We start from the raw sequence: 20,242 nt of genomic DNA, 5'->3' as shown, positions 1-20,242 counted from the left end.
CCGCTACATCATCTGGCGGAACAAGCACGCCGCCGACGAACGACTACGCGAAGTCGTCACCAGGGCGAACGTTGCCTGATGCGGCACTAGCTTCGAGGGCGCCCGTTGCCTGAGCCGCAAGTTGCCGGGGTAGAGCCCAGCTGAGAGCGCGCACGTGCATGGGACACGTGGCCCGCCCGCATGACCGTGATTGAGGTGCGAGGCGCGAGCACTGACGGCGCTCGGCGCGTGGCGCGTCTAGGTGTGACGTGAAACACGAAAGGCCGGGGCGGGCAGCGAAGTCGCTGCCCGCCCCCGGCCTTCGGTGCGCTCTCAAGGCGGTCCGATCGAGGCGCGCTCGGAACATGATCCGGACCAGGGGCGGACCAGATCGGGGCCGTGATCAAGAGTTGCCTGGTCAGAGCGCCCCTGGTCAGCGGCCTGTAAATCTGTCGCGCAAGCTACGCAGGTTCGAACCCTGCACCAGCCACAGGATAGAGAAACGGCCCCCGATCTGCGGAAACGCGGATCGGGGGCTTTTTCGTGCGTCCGGGCGAGGGCGCGTTATTGCGTATGGCTTGCAATTACATGGTGGGGGCAGCAGAGTGGGGGCCGGGGGTGGGAGTCCTTCGACCGAGCTGATCGTCTTCCCAACCGGCGCCCGCCGGGACAGCGGCTCATCCCACCCCCGCCAGACGGCGGATGCCGGCCGGGAGGGGCGTCAAGGGCGCGTCAAAGGCGCTCGTGGCGGCGTCAGGAACGCGTAGGGGGCGCGGGCGCCGGGTGGAGCGAACCGCAGGATCGGAGCAACTACCGACTGCGGAGGTCCCGTCCGATGTCCAGCGCCACCACCACCCCGGCCGTGACGGCCGAGCCCGAGCCGCCTGATACCGGGGCCGGCGACGAGCGGCACCGCCTGACGGCGCTGGGCGGCCTGGCGGCGCTGTCGCTGGACGCGATGGCCTCGGTGGCGTACGGGCCGGAGTCGATCGTGCTGGTGCTGGCCGCGGCCGGCGGGTACGGGCTGGGTTTCACGCTGCCGGTCACCGCGGCGATCGCCGTCCTGCTGGCGGTGCTGGTGGCCTCCTACCGGCAGGTGATCGCGGCGTTCCCGGACGGCGGCGGCTCGTACGCGGTGGCCAAGGCGCACCTGGGCCGCCGGACGGCGCTGACCGCGGCCGCGTCGCTGGTGATCGACTACATCCTGAACGTCGCGGTCTCGGTGACCGCCGGCGTGGCCGCGCTGACCTCGGCCGTGCCGGGCCTGTACGAGGACCGGGTCTGGCTCTGCCTGGGCGTGCTCGCCCTGGTGACGGCGGTGAACCTGCGCGGGATAGCCGAGTCCGCCCGCTGGTTCATGGCGCCCACGGCCGTCTTCGTCCTCGCCATCATGGCGATCATCGTGGTCGGCCTGTTCCGGGACGCCCCGGTGAGCACCGAGGCCGCCGCGGGCCACGCCTCCGTGCTGGCCGAGAACGCCACCGCGGTCGGGGCGCTGCTGCTGCTCAAGGCCTTCGCGGCCGGCTGCTCCGCGCTGACCGGCGTGGAGGCGGTGGCCAACGCCGTTCCGTCCTTCCGCGCCCCGCGGGTGAAGCGGGCCCAGCACACCGAGGTCGCGCTGGGCGCGCTGCTCGGTGTGATGCTGGTCGGCCTGGCCGTGCTGATCGGCCGCTTCCACCTCCAGCCGGTCGACGGCGTCACCGTGCTCGCCCAACTCGCCGACGCCTCGCTCGGCCACGGCGTCGCCTTCTACGTCGTCCAGTTCGCCACCGTGGTCCTGCTCGGCCTGGCCGCCAACACCTCCTTCGGCGGCCTGCCGGTGCTGCTCGACCTGCTCGCCCGGGACAACCACCTGCCGCACGTGTTCGCGCTGCGCGCCGACCGCCAGGTGTACCGGTACGGCGTGCTGTTCCTGGCCGTGGTCTCGGCGGTGCTGCTGGTCGGCTCCGGCGGGGACGTCAACAGCCTGGTGCCGCTGTTCTCGATCGGCGTTTTCGTCGGCTTCACCATCTGCCAGGTCGGCATGGTCCGGCACTGGTTCCGGAACCGGCCGGACGGCTGGCGGTGGAGGGCGGCGCTGAACGGCTTCGGCGCGGTCCTGACCGGTGTCGCCGCCCTGGTGGTCACCGGCACCAAGTTCACCGAGGGCGCCTGGGGCATCGTCGTCGCCCTACCGCTGCTGGTGGTGCTGTTCGAGGCGATCCACCGCAGTTACGAGCGGATCGGGGAGCGGCTGGAGCTGGGCCGGGTGCCGGGCGCGGTGACCCGGCAGCGCAGCCTGGTCGTCGTCCCGGTGACAACGATCACCCGGCTCACCCGGGACGGCCTGTCGGCGGCCCTCTCGCTCGGTGACGAGGTCCTGGCGGTGACCGTGGTGCACGAGCCCGCCCGGGCCGAGGCGCTGCGCCGGGACTGGGAGTTGTGGCAGCCGGGGGTGCCCCTGGTGGAGATCCCGGACGGGCACCGGCGGCTGGGCCAGCCGATCGCGGACTTCGTCAACCGGCTCGGCGAGGAGCACGTCTACGACCGGCTCACGGTGCTGATCCCCGAGGTGGAGCCGGCCCGCTGGTGGCAGCGGGCCCTGCAGAACCGGCGCGGCGCGGTGATCGACCGCGCGCTGCGGCGGCACACCGACGCGGTGGTCTGCCGGCTGCGGATGCGGATGTGACCGCGGGCGGATCCCCTTCGTGAGCGAACGGGCCCGGGACGGCAGAGCGCCGCCCCGGGCCCGACGCCCGCCCCGGGCCCGACGTCCGTGCTGGTCCCGACGTCCGTGCCGGGCCCGACGTCCGTGCCGGGCCCGACGTCCGCCCCGGGCCCGACGTCCGTGCTGGTCCCGGCGTCGTCTCGGGACGGTCACGACGGTCTCGGCGAGGTGAAGCGGGCGTCAAGGTCGCGTCAACGCCGCGCCGTCACCCGTATGGAGGGCGTCAGGGTCCGATGACGCGCCCCCGGTGGCTGGTTTGCTCGCATCTGCCGGTCGTCCGCCGGCGCCGCGCGAGGCCCCCGGGCCGGTTCGCGGCAGTCTCCCGAACCACGCTGGTGGAGCCCATGTCCGATCTCATCTACGTCGGTGTCACGGTCGCCGTGTTCGCCGTCATCGCCCTGATCGCGCGGGGGGTGGAGAAGCTGTGAGCGCCGAGAACATCGCAGGTCTCATCGTGGCCGTCGCCCTCGTCGGCTACCTCGTCGTCGCGCTGATCTACCCGGAGAAGTTCTGACATGAGCTCCACTCTCGCGGGCTGGATGCAGGCCCTCGCCCTGGTCGGGGCGCTGGCCCTGTGCTACCGGCCCCTGGGCGACTACATCGCCCGCATCCTGACCACCTCGAAGCACCTCAGAGTCGAACGCGGCGTCTACAAGGTGATCGGCGTCGACGGCGACGCCGATCAGCGCTGGTCGGTGTACCTGCGCTCGGTGCTCGCCTTCTCGGCGGTGTCCGTCCTCTTCCTGTACGGCCTGATCCGCCTCCAGGGCTACCTGCTGCTGAACCTGGGCGTCCAGCAGATGGAGGGCCACCAGGCCTGGAACACCGCGATCTCGTTCGTCACCAACACCAACTGGCAGTCCTACAGCGGCGAGTCCGCGATGGGCCACCTGGTGCAGATGGCGGGCCTGGCGGTGCAGAACTTCGTCTCCGCGGCCGTCGGCATCGCGGTCATGGCCGCGCTGATCCGGGGCTTCACCCGGAACCGGACCGACCGGGTCGGCAACTTCTGGGTGGACCTCATCCGGATCAACATCCGGCTGCTGCTGCCGCTGTCGGTCGTCTTCGCCCTGGTCCTGGCCGCCTCCGGCGTGATCCAGAACTTCCACGGCTTCACCGACGTGACCACGCTCTCCGGCGAGGTGCAGAAGATCCCGGGCGGCCCGGTGGCCTCGCAGGAGGTCATCAAGCTGCTGGGCACCAACGGCGGCGGCTTCTTCAACGCCAACTCGGCGCACCCGTTCGAGAACCCGACCGGCTTCTCCAACCTGGTCGAGATCTTCCTGCTGCTGGTGGTCGCCTTCGCCCTGCCGCGCACCTTCGGCAAGATGGTCGGCGACAACCGCCAGGGCTACGCGATCGTCGCCGTGATGACCATCTTCTGGGTCGCCTCGGCCGCCCTGCTCACCTGGGCCGAGGCCGCGCACCACGGCACCGCCCTGCAGGCCGCGGGCGCCGCGATGGAGGGCAAGGAGCAGCGGTTCGGCATCGCCGCGTCCACGCTGTTCGCCTCCTCGACGACGCTGACCTCGACGGGTGCGGTGAACTCCTTCCACGACTCGTTCACGCCGTTCGGTGGCGGGCTGACGATCTTCAACATGATGCTGGGCGAGATCGCGCCCGGTGGTACCGGCTCCGGCCTGTACGGGATGCTGATCCTGGCGGTCGTCGCGGTGTTCGTCGCCGGCCTGATGGTCGGTCGCACCCCCGAGTACCTGGGCAAGAAGCTCGGCGGCCGGGAGATGAAGTTCGCCTCGCTGTACATCCTCACCACCCCGACCATCGTGCTGGTCGGCACCGGTGTGGCGATGGCGCTGCCGGGTGAGCGGGCCGGGATGCTCAACTCGGGTGCGCACGGCTTCTCCGAGGTGCTGTACGCCTTCACCTCGGCGGCCAACAACAACGGTTCGGCCTTCGGCGGCATCACCGTCAACACCGACTGGTACGACACGGCGCTCGGCCTGGCGATGGTCTTCGGCCGCTTCCTGCCGATCGTCTTCGTCCTGGCGCTGGCCGGCTCGCTCGCGCAGCAGCAGCCGGTTCCGGCCACTCCGGGCACCTTGCCCACCCACAAGCCGCTGTTCGTGGGCCTGCTGTCGGGCGTGATCCTGATCGTCGTCGGCCTCACCTACTTCCCGGCCCTGGCCCTCGGGCCGCTCGCGGAAGGTCTCTCCTGATGTCCACCCCCACCCTGAACCCCGCACCGGCCGATCAGGCCGATCACGGCGCGCCGCACAGAGTGCAGAGCGGTCTCCTCGACCCCAAGCTCATCCTCACGTCGCTCCCCGACGCGGTGAGGAAGCTCGATCCCCGGGTGATGGTCAAGAACCCGGTGATGTTCGTGGTCGAGGTGGGCTCGGTGGTCACCACCGTCTCCGCGATCGCCAGCCCGTCCGTGTTCGCCTGGGCGATCACCGTCTGGCTCTGGCTCACCACGGTCTTCGCCAACCTGGCCGAGGCCGTCGCCGAGGGCCGCGGCAAGGCTCAGGCCGACACCCTGCGCAAGACCAAGACCGAGTCCGTCGCCCGCCGGCTGCTGGACTGGCCGAAGAGCCAGGCCGAGGAGGAGGTGCCCGGCACCGCGCTGCGGCTCGGTGACCACGTGGTGGTCGAGGCCGGGCAGGTCATCCCCGGCGACGGTGACGTCGTCGAGGGTGTCGCGAGTGTCGACGAGTCGGCGATCACCGGCGAGTCCGCGCCGGTCATCCGCGAGTCCGGTGGTGACCGCTCCGCGGTGACCGGCGGTACCAAGGTGCTGTCCGACCGGATCGTGGTGAAGATCGCCTCGGAGCCCGGCAAGTCGTTCATCGACCGGATGATCGCCCTGGTCGAGGGCGCCGCCCGGCAGAAGACGCCGAACGAGATCGCGCTCAACATCCTGCTGGCCTCGCTGACCATCGTCTTCCTGGTCGCGGTCGTCACGCTCCAGCCGATGGCCACCTTCGCCGGCGCCCCGCAGTCGATGATCGTCCTGGTCGCCCTGATCGTGGCGCTCATCCCGACCACCATCGGCGCGCTGCTCTCCGCGATCGGCATCGCCGGCATGGACCGCCTGGTCCAGCGCAACGTGCTGGCCATGTCCGGCCGCGCCGTCGAGGCCGCCGGCGACGTCAACACCCTGCTGCTCGACAAGACCGGCACCATCACCCTGGGCAACCGCCAGGCCGCCGAGTTCCTGCCGGCCCCCGGGGTGGACCAGGACGAACTGGCCAGCGCCGCCCAGCTCTCCTCCCTCGCGGACGAGACCCCCGAGGGCCGCTCGATCGTCGTCCTCGCCAAGACCGAGTACGGCCTGCGGGCCCGCGCCCAGGGCGAGCTGACGCACGCCACCTGGGTCCCGTTCACCGCCCAGACCCGCATGTCGGGTGTGGACCTGGACGAGGCGGACGGCGTCCACCAGGTCCGCAAGGGCGCCGCCGGCGCCGTCTCCAACTGGGTGACGGAGAACGGCGGTTCGGTCGGCGACGAGGTTTCCACCCTGGTCGACGGCATCTCCGCGGCCGGTGGCACCCCGCTGGTGGTGGCCACCAAGGTGGGCAGCAAGCCCGCCCGCGTCCTCGGGGTCATCCACCTCAAGGACGTGGTCAAGGAGGGCATGCGGGAGCGCTTCGACGAGCTGCGCCGGATGGGCATCAAGACCATCATGATCACGGGCGACAACCCGCTGACCGCCAAGGCGATCGCGGAGGAGGCCGGCGTGGACGACTTCCTCGCCGAGGCCACGCCCGAGGACAAGATGGCCCTGATCAAGAAGGAGCAGGAGGGCGGCAAGCTGGTCGCGATGACCGGCGACGGCACCAACGACGCCCCCGCGCTCGCCCAGGCCGACGTCGGCGTCGCGATGAACACCGGGACCATGGCGGCCAAGGAGGCCGGCAACATGGTCGACCTCGACTCCAACCCGACCAAGCTGATCGAGATCGTCGAGATCGGCAAGCAGCTGCTCATCACCCGCGGCGCGCTGACCACCTTCTCGATCGCCAACGACGTGGCCAAGTACTTCGCGATCATCCCCGCGATGTTCGCCGGCGTGTACCCGGGCCTGAGCCACCTCAACATCATGGGCCTGCACAGCCCCCAGTCCGCGATCACCTCGGCGATCATCTTCAACGCCCTGGTCATCATCGGCCTGATCCCGCTCGCGCTGCGCGGCGTGAAGTACCGTCCCGCCGACGCCAGCAGCCTGCTGGCCCGGAACATCGGGGTCTACGGCATCGGCGGCCTGGTGGTGCCGTTCGTCGGGATCAAGTTGATCGACCTGATCGTCCAGTTCATCCCCGGCCTCAACTGACGCAGGGAAGAGGAGGAGAACACCATGTCCAAGCCCCTGCCGACGACCGTCCGCACCCACTTCACCGCGCTGCGCGCGCTGCTGGTGCTCACGGTGATCCTCGGAATCGCCTACCCGCTGCTGGTCACCGGGATCAGCCAGGTCGCGTTCAGCGACAAGGCCAACGGCTCGTTCGTGAAGGTCGACGACAAGCAGGTCGGTTCCAGCCTGATCGGCCAGAACTACAACCTGCCGAAGAAGAACCCGGACGACCCGAAGGAGGACCCGGTCCCGGACCCGAAGTGGTTCCAGCCCCGGCCCTCCGCCGCCGGGACCGGCTACGACGCGAGCTCGTCCAGCGCCTCCAACCTCGGCCCGAACAGCGACGACCTGCTGAAGCAGGTCAACGACCGCCGCAAGGCCGTCGCCGAGCTCGACGGCGTCGACCCGGCGAGCGTCCCGGCCGACGCGCTGACCGCCTCCGGCTCCGGCCTCGACCCGCACATCTCGGTCGCCTACGCCAAGGAGCAGGTCAACCGGGTCGCCAAGGAGCGCGGCCTGCCGGTGGAGACGGTCGCCAAGCTGGTCGACAAGTACACCGAAGGACGTTCGCTCGGCTTCCTCGGCCAGGAGGGCGTCAACGTCGTCCTCCTCAACAAGGCGCTCAGCGAACAGAAGTGATGACAACTCCACATCCGGCGACGCGCTGAACCGACCGACCCGGTCCGGGAGCTTGACTCCCGGACCGGGTCGGTCAGCCGTATGTCCGGACCGAACCGACCGTCCACCCGCGACGACGAAAGAGCAGCGCCCATGGCCCGCGACCTCACCCCCGGCACCGGCATCCGCGGCGGCCGGCTGAGGGTGTACCTCGGATCCGCCCCGGGGGTCGGCAAGACCTACCGGATGCTGGACGAGGCCCGGCGCAGACAGGAGCGCGGGGCCGACGTCGTGGTCGGCTACATCGAGTGCCACGGGCGCCGCCACACCGAGGCCATGATCGACGGCCTGGAGGTCCAGCCGCGCGTCCACCGCTCCTACCGCGACGCCGAGTTCGAGGAGATGGACCTGGACGGCGTGCTCGCCCGCCGGCCCTCCGTCGTGCTGGTGGACGAGCTGGCGCACACCAACATCCCCGGCGGCCGGCACGCCAAGCGCTGGCAGGACGTCGAGGAACTGCTGGCCGCCGGGATCGACGTCATCACCACCGTCAACATCCAGCACCTGGAATCGCTGAACGACGTCGTCCAGAAGATCACCGGCATCCCGCAGCGCGAGACCGTCCCGGACGAGGTGGTCCGCCGGGCCGACCAGATCGAACTCGTCGACATGGCCCCGCAGGCGCTGCGCCGCCGGATGGCCCACGGCAACGTCTACAAGGCGGAGAAGGTGGACGCCGCGCTCTCCAACTACTTCCGGGTCGGCAACCTCACCGCGCTGCGCGAGCTGGCCCTGCTCTGGGTCGCCGGCCGGGTCGACGAGGGCCTGCGCGACTACCGCGCCAGCCACAACATCGACCGGGTCTGGGAGACCCGCGAGCGCGTCGTGGTCGCCCTCACCGGCGGGCCCGAGGGCGAGACCCTGATCCGCCGCGCCGCCCGGATCGCCGACCGCACCGCCGGCGGCGACCTGCTGGCCGTCCACGTCTCCCGCAGCGACGGCCTGGCCGGCGCCTCCTCCGGCGCGCTCGCCCAGCAGCGGCAGCTGGTCGAGACCCTGGGCGGCAGCTACCACGTGGTCGTCGGCGACGACATCCCGACCGCGCTGCTCGCCTTCGCCCGCGCCCACGACGCCACCCAGCTGGTGCTCGGCACCAGCCGCCGCGGCCGGATCAACCGCTTCCTCACCGGCCCCGGCATCGGCGAGACCACCGTGGACGCCTCCGAGGACATCGACGTCCACATGGTCACCCACGAGTTCACCGGCCGCGGCCGGCTGCCCTCGCTCGGCCGCCGGCACTCCCGCCGCCGCACCATCGCCGGCTACCTCGCCGGCCTCGTGCTGCCCTGGCTGCTCACCCTCGTGCTCTCCCAGGCGCACGACACCATCAACCTCACCACCGACGCGCTGATCTTCCAGCTCGGCGTGGTCATCGTCGCCCTGCTCGGCGGCGCCACCTCCGCCCTGCTGGCCGCGTTCATCGCCTCGGTGCTGCTGAACTACTACTTCATCCCGCCGGTCCACAGCCTGACCATCGGCGAGACCAACAACATCGTCGCCCTGGTGGTCTTCGCCGCCATCGCGCTCGCCGTCTCCACCGTCGTCGACCACGCCGGCCGGCTCACCACCCGCGCCGCCCGGGCCACCGCCGAGGCCGAGACCCTCTCCACCCTGGCCGGCAGCGTGCTGCGCGGCGCCGACGCCCTGCCCGCGCTGCTGGAGAAGTCCCGGACGGCCTTCGGCATGCGGACCGTCACCCTGCTCTCCCGGACGGGCGAGGCGCTCGCCCACTCCGAGGCCGACCACCCGGACGACGGCGGCGGGCCGGAGGAGACCACCGAAGTCCCGGTCGGCACCGACGCCGTGCTCGTCCTCACCGGCCGCCGGCTTCCCGCCGCCGACCAGCGGGTGCTGACCGCCTTCGCCGCCCACGTCGCCGCGGCGCTGGAACGCGACCGGCTCGCCGTGGTCGCCGCCGAGGTCGAGCCGATCAGGGCCGCCGACCGGATGCGCACCGCCCTGCTCGCCGCGGTCAGCCACGACCTGCGCACCCCGCTGGCCGCGGCCCTCGCCTCGGTCGGCTCGCTGCGCAGCCCGGACGTCGAGTTCTCACCCGAGGACCAGGCCGAACTCCTCGCCACCGCCGACGAATCGCTGGTCAAACTCACCCGTCTGGTGGACAACCTGCTCGACATGAGCCGCCTCCAGGCCGGCGCGCTCACCCTGCACCTCACCGAGATCCACCTCGACGAGATCCTGCCCCGGGCGCTCGACAGCCTCACCGACCCGTACGCACCCGTCCAGCCGCTCGACCTGGAGACGGCCCCACCGGTGCTCGCCGACCCGCCGCTGCTGGAGCGCGTCCTGGCCAACGTGATCACCAACGCGCTGCGGTACAACGCCCCCGGCGCGCCCGTCCTGGTCACCGCCAGCCACCACGCCGACCAGGTCGAGATCCGGGTGATCGACCGCGGCCCCGGCATCGCCCCCGAGGACCGCGACCGGGTCTTCCTGCCCTTCCAGCGCCTCGGCGACACCGACAACACCACCGGCGTCGGCCTCGGGCTCGCCCTCTCCCGCGGCCTCGCCGAAGCCATGGGCGGCAGCCTGGAGGTCGAGGACACCCCCGGCGGCGGCACCACCATGCTGCTCACCCTGCCCGCCGCCACCACCGACTTCGGGGAGGAGTCACCGCACCATGAGTGAACGAAGTGAGCGAGGCAGGGGAAACCGCGAGGTCCTGATCGTCGACGACGAACCCGCCCTGCTCCGCACGCTGCGGATCAACCTCAGCGCCCGCCAGTACGCCGTCCACACCGCCGCGACCGGCGGCGAGGCGCTGGACCGCGCCGCGCTCAGCCTCCCGGACGCCGTCCTGCTCGACCTCGGCCTGCCCGACCTCGACGGCATGGACGTGCTGCGCGGCCTGCGCACCCGCAGCGCGATGCCGATCATCGTGCTCTCCGGCCGGGCGGGCGCCGCCGACAAGGTGGGCGCCCTGGACGCCGGCGCCGACGACTACCTCACCAAGCCGTTCCTGATGGACGAGCTGCTGGCCCGGCTGCGGGCCGTGCTGCGCCGCCCGACCGGAGGGGTCCCGCCGGGCCGGCCGGTGCTCGGCGACCACACCGTCGACCTCGCGGCCACCACCGTCACCGGCCCGAACGGCGTGGTGCGGCTGACCCCGACCGAGTGGCGGATCCTCGCCCTGCTGCTGGCCAACCCCGGCCGGCTGGTGCCCGGCCGGCAGATCCTGCGCGAGGTGTGGGGCCCGGCCCAGGAGGCGCGCGGCAACTACCTGCGGGTCTACCTGGCCGGGCTGCGGCGGAAGTTGGAGCGCGACCCGGCCCGGCCCCGGCACCTGATCACCGAGCCGGGGATCGGCTACCGGTACGAGCCGTAGCGGCCGCCCGGCGCCCCTCGGCCGCCGCCGGCGTCAACGGGCCGTCAAGAGCCGCCCGGTGGGCGACAGGGGAGCGTCAAGGCCGGTCGGGGCCGGTGTTCCGTGGGCGTAGTGTCGGTGTCGAAGCGAGCGGGGCCGGCTCCAGTGGGGGAGGCCCGGACCCGCTCCAGCCCGCCGTCGTGAGACGGCCAGCAGGTGGGGGAGGGGCGCGCGGCAATCGCCGTGCGCCCCTCGGGCTTTCCCGCCCTATCCCTCCGTGTTCCCGGACTGCCGGGGCAGCGCCAGCGCCACGGTGTCCGCGAACTCCCGTACCGCGCTGGTCCGGCTGGCCACCCGCCCGCTGTGCACCACCAGCCGGCTGTGTCCGCCGGTCAGCGCCCCGGCCAGGCTGTCCCCGCGCACCGCCAGCAGTTCCGCCGGGAACCCGGCGTCCACCCGCACCGGCGGCAGCCCGAGCACCGCCCGGGCCTGGTTCGCCACCGCGTCGTACGCCGTCTCCGGGGCCAGTTCCCCGCTCGCCGCGAGCAGGTAGGCCGTCCCCAGCGGGTCCGCCCGGCCGACCGGGTTGGACGGGTCCCGCAGCGCCCCGCTGCCCGCCGCCAGCGGCACCCGGGCCTCCGTCAACTCCCGCAGCAGGCCCGGCCGCAGGCCGGTGGCCGGGCCCTCCAGCCCGGTGCAGCCGCCGTTCTGCGGCAGGCAGACCACCCGCACCCCGCCGCTCGCCAGCACCGTGGACGCGCCGCGCGGCAGAGCGCCGCACGGGCCGAGCGTCACCCGCGGCCGCAGCGGCGCCAACGCACTTGTCAGTCGGGCGAGTTGGGGCGCATCGGTGGCGGTGGTGTGCAGGTCCACCGGGCAGTCCGCCTCCCGGGCGGCCTCCAGCAGCAGCTGCACGTAGCCGGCCGGGTCCGGGTCCAGCTCCGGGCAGCCGCCGGCCGCGGTGGCGCCCAGCTTGAGCGCCTCGCGCAGCTGGGCCCGCCCGTCCGCGCCGGCCCGGCCGGTGAGCAGCCGGGGCATCGCCACGGCCTGCAGTTCGGCGAGCCCGCGCAGCGCCTGCCGGGCGGTGAGCACCGCCTCCAGCCGGACCAGCCCGTGCACGTCGCCGATCCGGACGTGGGTGCGCTGGGCGGTGGCGCCGTAGCCGAGCGAGGTGAGCGCGGCCTCGGTGATCCGGCGGGTGAGGTCGGCCGCGGTCTCCGGCGGCGGGGCGGCCAGGGCGGCCGAGAAGGCGGCGTCGTAGTGGGCGTGCGGCTCGGCGGGGGCGGGCAGCAGCAGGTAGCCCCGCAGGTCGATCCGGGCGCCGGTGGTGACGGTGGGGGCGCCGGGCAGGGCCTGCAGCGGGCCGAGGCTGCCCACGGTGCCGACCGCCTGGATGCGGTCGCCGCTGATCCGGACGTCCACCACCCGGCCGTCCATCAGCCGGGCGCCGGTGAGGAGCAGGACCGGGCCGTGCCCGAGGGGGTTGGCCGCCGGGCCGGGCCCGGAGTGCGGCCCGTCCGCGGCTGCGCTGTCCATCGTCGGCTCCTTGTCGCGCCGCCCGGTCGGGTGCCAGGGCCGTTCCGGTCAATGAGCGTCGAGCCTATGGCGCCGGGCGGCGGGCCGCCGGGAGGCGGGCAATAGTCGTATCGGGTCGGGCCGCCGCCGGACCGGAGCCGGCCGCTGGGGTTCGGGGGCCGCTCGAACTCCCGGCCTTGGATCGTCCGTCCGTCCACCCCGTCGACCTGCGGACTTCGCCGCGGGATACGGATTTCACCTCTGGGCGCGGAACGTGTAATCTCTTCCTCGTTCGCCCCTATAGCTCAGTCGGTAGAGCGTCTCCATGGTAAGGAGAAGGTCTGCGGTTCGATTCCGCATGGGGGCTCTGGTGAGAAGTGGTCAGTTTCGGCTGTATCGCGGATCACCGTGGCGGTGTAGCTCAGTTGGTAGAGCAAGCGGCTCATAATCGCTGTGTCACCGGTTCAAGTCCGGTCACCGCTACCCCGCGTAGTCGGTCGGGAGATCGCACTCCCGGTCGGCTACTCTTGTTGTGTTCTTATTCGTTGTCCAAGGAAGGCACTCCCGTGGCTGCCACCGACGTCCGCCCGAAGATCACGCTGGCCTGCGTGGAGTGCAAGGAGCGGAACTACATCACCAAGAAGAACCGGCGTAACGACCCGGACCGTCTTGAGATGAAGAAGCACTGCCCCCGCTGCAACTCGCACACCGCGCACCGCGAGACCCGCTGACCCTTTCGCAGGGCTGTCGGGCCTGTGTGAATTCAGGTCTTCGACTCCGGGCCGCACCCCTCACGAGGGGTGCGGCCCGGAGTCATTTCCGTATCCGTTCGACTCCTGTCCATCCGTGTTCCGAGGAGCTGCCATGGCGCTCGACCCCTCCTTCATCGGGCGTAGTTACCCGCCCACCGAGCCGTACGAGGTCGGCCGGGAGAAGATCCGCGAGTTCGCGGTCGCGATCGGGGACGCCAACCCCGCGTACACCGACGCGGAGGCGGCGAAGGCGCTCGGCCACCCGGACGTGATCGCCCCGCCGACCTTCCCGTTCGCGATCACCTACCGCGCGGCAGGCCAGGTGGTCGAGGACCCGGAACTGGGCCTGGACTACAGCCGGGTGGTGCACCGGGACCAGCAGTTCCGCTACACCCGCCCGGTGGTGGCCGGCGACCGGCTGGCCGTCGTGGTGACCATCGACGCCATCAAGTCGCTGGCGGGCAACGACGTGCTCACCGTGCGCGGTGAGGTGACGGACGTCACCGGCGAGCACGTGGTGACGTCGGTCATGACGCTGGTGGCCCGGGCCGCCGACGAGACGGGGGAGTGAGCGGCATGGCGATCAGCTACGACGAGGTCGAGGTCGGCACCGAGCTGCCGGCGCAGTCCTTCCCGGTGACCCGCGCCACGCTGGTGCAGTACGCGGGCGCCTCCGGCGACTTCAACCCGATCCACTGGAACGAGAAGTTCGCGCTGGAGGTCGGCCTGCCGGACGTCATCGCGCACGGCATGTTCACCATGGCCGAGGCGGCCCGCGTGGTCACCGACTGGGTCGGCGACCCGGCCGCGGTGGTCGAGTACGGCGTGCGCTTCACCCGGCCGGTGCCGGTGCCGAACGACGGGGTCGGCGCGGTGATCGAGGTCACGGCCAAGGTCGCCAAGAAGCTGGACGACCGCACGGTGCAGGTCGACCTGGTGGCCACCACGGGCGGGCAGAAGGTGCTCGGGATGTCCAAGGCGGTCGTCCGCCTGGCCTGAGGCCGGGTTCGACGCCGTTCGCGGCGCCGCGGCGGGCCCCGGGCGACGGGTGTCCGCCGCGGCGCGCGCCCTTGCCAAGGTAGTGATTGGCCACTAACTTCGATGCCATGGCCAAGTCCAGCATCCGGATGAGTGCGGAGGAGCGGCGCGAGAGCGTCGTCCGGGCCGCCATGATCGAGTTCGCCCGGGGCGGGTACCACGGCACCTCCACCGAGGCGATCGCCCGCCGGGTGGGGGTCTCGCAGCCGTACCTGTTCCGGCTCTTCCCGAGCAAGCAGGCGATCTTCGCGGCGGCCTCCGAGCGCTGCGTCGAGGAGACCTGGCGGATCTTCGACGAGGCCTCGGCCGGGCTGACCGGCGAGGCGGCCGCCGAGGCGATGTCCGACGCGTACCTGGGCCTGGTCGAGGACCGCGATCAGCTCATGATGCAGATGCAGCTCTACGTCTCGGTGTTCGCCGCCCGGATGGCCGGCGAGGACGAGATCGGGGAGAACGCCCGGCGGCTCTGGGAGGGCCTGTTCGAGCGGGTCAGGATCCGGATCGGCGGTGATGTGAGGGCCGCCACGGACTTCTTCGCGCACGGGATGCTGCTCAACACGCTGGTGGCGCTGGGCTTCCCGCCGGAGCACCGGATCTGGAGCGGCTTCGACGACTGCGCGGGGGCCGAGTAGCCGGGCCGCACGGTGGCGTCCGTGCGGCCTCTTCTCGGCCCCGGAAAGTTATTGATCGATAACTACCTGAGGAACCTGGGGGATGTCATGACGGAGAAACCGGCCTTCGGCAGGGCCGCGATCTGGACCCTGGTGATCGTCAGCGCGGCCAGCTTCATGGCCGCACTGGACAACCTGGTGGTCACCACCGCACTGCCGTCGATCCGCGAGGAGCTCGGCGGCGGGCTGTCCGACCTGGAATGGACGGTCAGCGCCTACACCCTGAGCTTCGCCGTGCTGCTGATGTTCGGCGCTTCCCTCGGCGACCGCTTCGGCCGCCGCCGGCTCTTCCTGGTCGGCCTGGCGATCTTCACCGCCGGCTCCGCCGCGGCCGCGCTGTCCCCGGGCATCGGCGAACTGATCGCCGCCCGCGCCGTCCAGGGCACCGGGGCCGCGGTGATGATGCCGCTCACCCTGACCCTGCTCACCGCCGCCGTGCCCGAGGCCAGGCGGGGGCTGGCCTTCGGCATCTGGTCGGGGGTCAGCGGCCTCGCCGTCGCCGCCGGACCGCTGATCGGCGGCTCACTGACCGAGCACTTCTCCTGGCAGTGGATCTTCTGGGTGAACGTCCCGGTCGGCCTGGTCCTGCTGCCGCTGGCGTTCCTGCGGCTCGGCGAGAGCCGGGGCGCGGACCGCGCCCTCGACCTCCCGGGGACCGTGCTGGTCAGCCTGGGGCTGTTCGGCGTCGTCCTCGGCCTGATCCGCGGCAACCCGGACGGCTGGACCAGCCCGCTGGTGCTCGGCGCGCTGGTCGGCGGCGGCCTGCTGCTGATCGCCTTCGTCCGCTACGAGCAGCGGGTGGCCGCCCACCCGATGCTGCCGATGCGGCTGTTCCGCAGCCGCGCCTTCTCCGCGGTCAACGCCGCCAGCCTGCTGATGTACCTGGGGATGTTCGGGTCCATCTTCCTGATCAGCCAGTACCTCCAGGGCGTCGGCGGCTACAGCCCGCAGGAGGCCGGCATCATGATGCTGCCGTGGACCGCGATGCCGCTGCTGGTCTCGCCGATCGCCGGCATCGTCTCCGACCGGATCGGCGGCCGGCCGATCGTGGTCGCCGGGCTGGCCCTGCAGGCCGTCGGGCTGGCGCTGTTCGGGCTCGTCGCGGACCGGAACGGGTTCGACTACCCCGCGCAGATCCCCGCCATCGTGATCTGCGGGTTCGGCATGTCGCTGTACTTCGGCCCGACCGCCCAGCTGGTGATGGCGAGCGTCCGACCGCACGAGCAGGGGATCGCCTCCGGCGCCAACAACGCGGTGCGCGAGGTCGGCGGGGCGCTCGGCGTCGCCGTCGTCTCGGCCGTGTTCTCGGCCCGGGGCGGCTACCGGTCGGTGCAGGACTTCACGGACGGGCTGGTGCCCGCGCTGTACGTCGGCGCGGCGGCCGTCGCGGTCGGGGCGCTCGCTGCGGTGCTCATCCCGCGCCGGGACGGGGCCGTGGCGGCGGCGGGGGAGCGGTCCGGGGAACCGGTCGAGGCCGTGCGCGTCTGAGCAGCGGTGGGTGGCGGGGGTGCCGGGGGGCACCCCTGCCACCCGTACGCTGGTGGGCGTGCTGGTAGAAAACGACGCCCCCCTCGCCCCGCTGACCACGCTGCGGCTCGGCGGCCCGGCCCGCCGCCTGGTGACCGCCCACACCGACGACGAGGTGATCGCCGCCGTCCGTGAGGCCGACGCGGCCGGCGAGCAGCTGCTCGTCCTCGGCGGCGGCTCCAACCTGGTGATCGGCGACGCCGGCTTCCGGGGCACCGTGCTGCGGATCGCCACCACCGGCTTCGCGCTGGACGGCACCGTGCTGGAGCTGGCGGCCGGCGAGGTCTGGTCGGAGGCGGTCACCCGCGCCGTCCGCGAGCACGGCCTGGCGGGCATCGAGTTCCTGGCCGGCATCCCCGGCTCGGCCGGCGCCACCCCGGTGCAGAACGTCGGCGCGTACGGCCAGGAGGTCGCCCAGACGATCACCGAGGTGGTCGCGTACGACCGCACGGCCGGGGAGACGGTCGTGCTGACGAACGCCGAGTGCGCGTTCTCCTACCGGCACAGCCGCTTCAAGGCCGAGCCCGACCGCTACGTGGTGCTGCGGGTCCGGTTCGCCCTGGCCGACGAGGCCGGGCTGTCCACCCCGGTCAAGTACGCCGAGGTCGCCAGGCACTTCGGCGTCGAGCAGGGCGAGCGGGTGCCGCTGGGCCGGGCGTACGAGGCGGTGCTGGGGCTGCGCGCGGGCAAGGGCATGGTGCTGGACCCGGCGGACCACGACACCTGGTCGGCCGGCTCCTTCTTCACCAACCCGGTGCTCACGGCCGCGCAGTACGAGTCCTTCCGGACCCGCCCGGGCGCCGAGAACGCCCCCGCCTACCCGGCCCCGGAGGGCTGCACCAAGACCTCGGCGGCCTGGCTGATCGACCGCTCGGGCTTCGGCAAGGGCTACGGCAACGGCCCGGCGACGCTCTCCACCAAGCACACCCTGGCGCTCACCAACCGCGGCTCCGCCACCGCCGAGGACCTGCTGGCGCTGGCCCGGGAGATCCGGGACGGCGTCCGCGAGGCCTTCGGGGTGGAGCTGGTGAACGAGCCGGTGATGATCGGCGTCGAGCTGTAGCGGCGGCGTCCTAGACCGCCACCGGCACCCCCACCAGCCAGGCGTCGACCTCCGCCAGCAGCTCCTTGCGGACGGCCTCCGGCGCGCACGAGCCGCGCACCGACTGCCGCGCCAGCTCGGCGAGTTCGGTGTCCGAGAAGCCCAGCACGTCGCGCGCGAGCTCGTACTGCGCGGCCAGCCGGGTGCCGAACAGCAGCGGGTCGTCCGCGCCGAGCGCCAGCGGCACCCCGGCGTCGAACAGCTTGCGCAGCGGGACGTCCTCGGGCCGCTCGTAGACCCCGAGCGAGACGTTCGAGGACGGGCAGACCTCGCAGGTGACCTGCCGGTCCGCCAGCCGCTCCATCAGCCGCCGGTCCTCGGCCGCCCGCACGCCGTGGCCGATCCGGCCGGCGCCCAGGTCGTCCAGGCAGTCCCGGACGGACTCGGGCCCGGCCAGCTCCCCGCCGTGCGGGGCGGCGAGCAGTCCGCCCTTGCGGGCGATCTCGAAGGCCCGGTCGAAGTCCCGGGCCAGGCCGCGGCGCTCGTCGTTGGAGAGGCCGAAGCCGACCACGCCGCGGTCGGCGTACCGGACGGCCAGCCGGGCCAGCGTCCGGGCGTCCATCGGGGACTTCATCCGGTTCGCGGCGACCAGTACCCGGATGCCCACCCCGGTGGCCGCGGCGGCGTGCTCCACCGCGTCCAGGATCAGTTCCAGCGCGGGGATCAGCCCGCCCAGCCGGGGCGCGTAGGAGGTCGGGTCGACCTGGATCTCCAGCCAGCGGGAGCCGTCCAGCCGCTCGTCCTCGGCGGTCTCCAGGACCAGCCGGCGGATGTCCTCCTCGTCCCGCAGCACCGAGCGGGCGGTGTCGTACAGGCGCTGGAAGCGGAACCAGCCGCGCTCGTCGGTGGCCCGCAGTTTGGGCGGCTCGGCGGAGCTGAGCGCCTCCGGCAGCCGGACGCCGTGCTTGTCGGCCAGCTCCAGCAGGGTGGCGGGCCGCATCGAGCCGGTGAAGTGCAGGTGCAGGTGGGCCTTCGGGAGGCCCCTGACGTCTCGCGGATTCAACAGGCGTTCCATTGACGAATACTGCCGCATCGGGCCCCCGAACGGGAACCGCCCTCTTTCGATCCCCCGAAGGGGTGAAAGAGGGCGGCAGCCGTCAGCGCCGTCCGCGGACGGACGTCAGTCGCGGGCCTCGCCGAGCAGCTTCTGGATCCGGCTGATGCCCTCGACCAGGTCCTCGTCGCCGAGCGCGTAGGAGAACCGCAGGTAGCCGGGGGTGCCGAAGGCCTCACCCGGGACGGCGGCGACCTCGACCTCGTCCAGGATCAGGCTCGCCAGCTCGGCGGAGGTCTGCGGACGCTGCCCGCGGATCTCCTTGCCCAGCAGGCCCTTGACCGAGGGGTAGGCGTAGAAGGCGCCCTCGGGCTCGGGGCAGAGCACGCCCTCGATCTCGTTGAGCATCCGCACGATGGTCCGCCGGCGGCGGTCGAAGGCGGTGCGCATCTCGTGCACCGCGGACAGGTCGCCGGCGACGGCGGCGATCGCGGCGCGCTGGGCGACGTTGGAGACGTTCGAGGTGGCGTGCGACTGCAGGTTGGTCGCGGCCTTGATCACGTCCTTGGGGCCGATCACCCAGCCCACCCGCCAGCCGGTCATCGCGTAGGTCTTGGCCACACCGTTGACCACGATGCACTTGTCGGCCAGCTCGGGCAGCAGGGCCGGCAGCGAGGTGAACGTCGCGTCGCCGTAGACCAGGTGCTCGTAGATCTCGTCGGTGAGCACCCACAGGCCGTGCTCCAGCGCCCAGCGGCCGATCGCCTCGGCCTCGGCCCGGGTGTACACCGCGCCGGTCGGGTTGGACGGCGAGACGAACAGCACCACCTTGGTGTTCTCGGTGCGGGCGGCCTCCAGCTGCTCGACCGAGACCTTGTAGCCGGTGGTCTCGTCGGCCACGACCTCCACCGGGACGCCGCCGGCCAGCTGGATCGACTCCGGGTAGGTGGTCCAGTACGGCGCGGGGACGATGACCTCGTCGCCCGGGTCGAGGATCGCGGCGAAGGCCTCGTAGATGGCCTGCTTGCCGCCGTTGGTCACCAGCACCTGGGAGGCGTCCACCTGGTAGCCGGAGTCGCGCAGCGTCTTGGCGGCGATCGCGTCCTTCAGCTCGGGCAGCCCGCCCGCCGGGGTGTAGCGGTGGTTCTTCGGGTCGCGGCAGGCGTCGACGGCCGCCTCGACGATGTAGTCCGGGGTCGGGAAGTCGGGCTCACCGGCACCGAAGCCGATCACCGGGCGGCCGGCCGCCTTGAGGGCCTTGGCCTTGGCGTCCACGGCGAGGGTCGCGGACTCGGCGATCGCACCGATCCGGGCGGAGACCCGGCGGTCGGCGGGGCGGATGGACTGGTCGGGCTGAGGGGTGGAAGCGCTCATGCCTGCATCGTCGCAGAACCGGGACGGACCGGGCGTGGCGGTTCCAGTATCCGTACGGCTCCGTCCGGATCGCGGCGTCCGGTGATCCACCGGTGATCGCCGGGAGCCGCCGGACGATCGCCGCCGGTGCGGTGCTCCCGGAAGAAGACGTTCGACCAAACGCCCCTCGACCACGTACACTCGCTGCTCGACGGCCCACCGAAAAAACCCGGAGCTTTCACCGTCTGTGCAGACAGCGGGGTTGGATACGGTAGGTTGGTCGCCACGGAGC

Annotated in this window: 16 protein-coding genes, 2 tRNA genes and 1 pseudogene; 16 read left to right on the top strand and 3 right to left on the bottom strand. The window is 72.2% G+C overall.

Annotated features, from left to right (window positions below):
• The 8 genes and pseudogenes from ACPC54_RS36275 to ACPC54_RS36240 all read left to right on the top strand — a co-directional run.
• A pseudogene (locus ACPC54_RS36275) lies at window positions 1-79 on the top strand (transposase); the annotation flags it as partial.
• A gap of 735 nt (window positions 80-814) precedes the next feature.
• Entirely contained in the window at window positions 815-2,647 is a 1,833-nt protein-coding gene (locus tag ACPC54_RS36270; protein ID WP_498970943.1) for an APC family permease, read from the top strand.
• 463 nt (window positions 2,648-3,110) lie between these two features.
• Window positions 3,111-3,200 (top strand): K(+)-transporting ATPase subunit F, encoded by a 90-nt coding sequence (gene kdpF / locus ACPC54_RS36265; RefSeq protein WP_097237446.1) that lies wholly within the window; start codon window positions 3,111-3,113, stop codon window positions 3,198-3,200.
• 1 nt (window position 3,201) lies between these two features.
• Complete coding sequence (gene kdpA, locus ACPC54_RS36260; protein WP_498970940.1) at window positions 3,202-4,863, top strand: potassium-transporting ATPase subunit KdpA; 1,662 nt, start codon at window positions 3,202-3,204, stop codon at window positions 4,861-4,863.
• Window positions 4,863-6,977, top strand: a complete 2,115-nt coding sequence (gene kdpB, locus ACPC54_RS36255) for a potassium-transporting ATPase subunit KdpB (RefSeq protein WP_498970938.1) — start codon at window positions 4,863-4,865, stop codon at window positions 6,975-6,977. The genes kdpA and kdpB overlap by 1 nt, the downstream gene beginning before the upstream one ends.
• Before the next feature lie 24 nt (window positions 6,978-7,001).
• Window positions 7,002-7,637, top strand: a complete 636-nt coding sequence (kdpC, locus tag ACPC54_RS36250) for a K(+)-transporting ATPase subunit C (RefSeq protein WP_498970936.1) — start codon at window positions 7,002-7,004, stop codon at window positions 7,635-7,637.
• A 132-nt stretch (window positions 7,638-7,769) separates the two neighbouring features.
• Window positions 7,770-10,322 carry an ATP-binding protein gene (locus tag ACPC54_RS36245; protein WP_498970935.1) on the top strand — a complete coding sequence of 851 codons (2,553 nt, stop codon included), beginning with the start codon at window positions 7,770-7,772 and terminating at the stop codon, window positions 10,320-10,322.
• Complete coding sequence (locus tag ACPC54_RS36240) at window positions 10,315-11,019, top strand: response regulator (protein WP_498970934.1); 705 nt, start codon at window positions 10,315-10,317, stop codon at window positions 11,017-11,019. The genes ACPC54_RS36245 and ACPC54_RS36240 overlap by 8 nt, the downstream gene beginning before the upstream one ends.
• 246 nt (window positions 11,020-11,265) lie before the next feature.
• On the opposite strand, the gene ACPC54_RS36235 is transcribed toward ACPC54_RS36240, so the two are convergent.
• Complete coding sequence (locus ACPC54_RS36235) at window positions 11,266-12,534, bottom strand: amidohydrolase family protein (protein WP_498970932.1); 1,269 nt, start codon at window positions 12,532-12,534, stop codon at window positions 11,266-11,268.
• A gap of 273 nt (window positions 12,535-12,807) precedes the next feature.
• Here ACPC54_RS36235 and ACPC54_RS36230 point away from each other — a divergent pair.
• The 8 genes from ACPC54_RS36230 to ACPC54_RS36195 all read left to right on the top strand — a co-directional run bounded on the left by ACPC54_RS36230 (window position 12,808) and on the right by ACPC54_RS36195 (window position 17,564).
• A tRNA-Thr gene (locus ACPC54_RS36230) sits at window positions 12,808-12,880 on the top strand.
• A gap of 43 nt (window positions 12,881-12,923) precedes the next feature.
• Window positions 12,924-12,996 (top strand) — tRNA-Met (locus ACPC54_RS36225).
• Window positions 12,997-13,079: 83 nt separating this feature from the next.
• Window positions 13,080-13,244, top strand: coding sequence for a 50S ribosomal protein L33 (rpmG, locus tag ACPC54_RS36220; protein ID WP_006604855.1), 165 nt, complete (start codon window positions 13,080-13,082; stop codon window positions 13,242-13,244).
• A gap of 133 nt (window positions 13,245-13,377) precedes the next feature.
• Window positions 13,378-13,836, top strand: a complete 459-nt coding sequence (locus ACPC54_RS36215; protein ID WP_498970929.1) for an FAS1-like dehydratase domain-containing protein — start codon at window positions 13,378-13,380, stop codon at window positions 13,834-13,836.
• A gap of 5 nt (window positions 13,837-13,841) precedes the next feature.
• On the top strand, window positions 13,842-14,264 hold the full coding sequence (locus tag ACPC54_RS36210; protein ID WP_498970926.1) for a MaoC family dehydratase: 423 nt from the start codon (window positions 13,842-13,844) through the stop codon (window positions 14,262-14,264).
• Between the two features lie 107 nt (window positions 14,265-14,371).
• On the top strand, window positions 14,372-14,935 hold the full coding sequence (locus ACPC54_RS36205; protein ID WP_498970924.1) for a TetR/AcrR family transcriptional regulator: 564 nt from the start codon (window positions 14,372-14,374) through the stop codon (window positions 14,933-14,935).
• Between the two features lie 87 nt (window positions 14,936-15,022).
• On the top strand, window positions 15,023-16,462 hold the full coding sequence (locus ACPC54_RS36200) for an MFS transporter (RefSeq protein WP_498970923.1): 1,440 nt from the start codon (window positions 15,023-15,025) through the stop codon (window positions 16,460-16,462).
• Window positions 16,463-16,481: 19 nt separating this feature from the next.
• Window positions 16,482-17,564 (top strand): UDP-N-acetylmuramate dehydrogenase, encoded by a 1,083-nt coding sequence (locus ACPC54_RS36195; protein ID WP_498970945.1) that lies wholly within the window; start codon window positions 16,482-16,484, stop codon window positions 17,562-17,564.
• 10 nt (window positions 17,565-17,574) lie between these two features.
• Here ACPC54_RS36195 and ACPC54_RS36190 read toward each other — a convergent pair whose 3' ends face one another.
• Together ACPC54_RS36190 and ACPC54_RS36185 are read right to left on the bottom strand one after the other, a co-directional pair.
• Window positions 17,575-18,618: an adenosine deaminase gene (locus ACPC54_RS36190; protein WP_498970921.1), complete on the bottom strand. Its 1,044-nt coding sequence runs from the start codon at window positions 18,616-18,618 to the stop codon at window positions 17,575-17,577.
• A 105-nt stretch (window positions 18,619-18,723) separates the two neighbouring features.
• Window positions 18,724-19,971 (bottom strand): pyridoxal phosphate-dependent aminotransferase, encoded by a 1,248-nt coding sequence (locus ACPC54_RS36185; RefSeq protein WP_498970919.1) that lies wholly within the window; start codon window positions 19,969-19,971, stop codon window positions 18,724-18,726.
• Window positions 19,972-20,242 lie beyond the last annotated feature (271 nt).

Origin of the sequence: Kitasatospora sp. NPDC094028, from assembly GCF_049543595.1 — a bacterium.
Classification (GTDB): domain Bacteria; phylum Actinomycetota; class Actinomycetes; order Streptomycetales; family Streptomycetaceae; genus Kitasatospora.
This window is presented reverse-complemented; position numbering and strand designations above follow the sequence as displayed.

Coding starts and splice junctions, on each gene's coding strand:
- ACPC54_RS36270 (WP_498970943.1), top strand. CDS start 815: ATGTCCAGCGCCACCACCACCCCGGCCGTGACGGCCGAGCCCGAGCCG.
- kdpA (WP_498970940.1), top strand. CDS start 3,202: ATGAGCTCCACTCTCGCGGGCTGGATGCAGGCCCTCGCCCTGGTCGGG.
- kdpB (WP_498970938.1), top strand. CDS start 4,863: ATGTCCACCCCCACCCTGAACCCCGCACCGGCCGATCAGGCCGATCAC.
- kdpC (WP_498970936.1), top strand. CDS start 7,002: ATGTCCAAGCCCCTGCCGACGACCGTCCGCACCCACTTCACCGCGCTG.
- ACPC54_RS36245 (WP_498970935.1), top strand. CDS start 7,770: ATGGCCCGCGACCTCACCCCCGGCACCGGCATCCGCGGCGGCCGGCTG.
- ACPC54_RS36240 (WP_498970934.1), top strand. CDS start 10,315: ATGAGTGAACGAAGTGAGCGAGGCAGGGGAAACCGCGAGGTCCTGATC.
- ACPC54_RS36235 (WP_498970932.1), bottom strand. CDS start 12,534: ATGGACAGCGCAGCCGCGGACGGGCCGCACTCCGGGCCCGGCCCGGCG.
- ACPC54_RS36215 (WP_498970929.1), top strand. CDS start 13,378: ATGGCGCTCGACCCCTCCTTCATCGGGCGTAGTTACCCGCCCACCGAG.
- ACPC54_RS36210 (WP_498970926.1), top strand. CDS start 13,842: ATGGCGATCAGCTACGACGAGGTCGAGGTCGGCACCGAGCTGCCGGCG.
- ACPC54_RS36205 (WP_498970924.1), top strand. CDS start 14,372: ATGGCCAAGTCCAGCATCCGGATGAGTGCGGAGGAGCGGCGCGAGAGC.
- ACPC54_RS36200 (WP_498970923.1), top strand. CDS start 15,023: ATGACGGAGAAACCGGCCTTCGGCAGGGCCGCGATCTGGACCCTGGTG.
- ACPC54_RS36190 (WP_498970921.1), bottom strand. CDS start 18,618: ATGGAACGCCTGTTGAATCCGCGAGACGTCAGGGGCCTCCCGAAGGCC.
- ACPC54_RS36185 (WP_498970919.1), bottom strand. CDS start 19,971: ATGAGCGCTTCCACCCCTCAGCCCGACCAGTCCATCCGCCCCGCCGAC.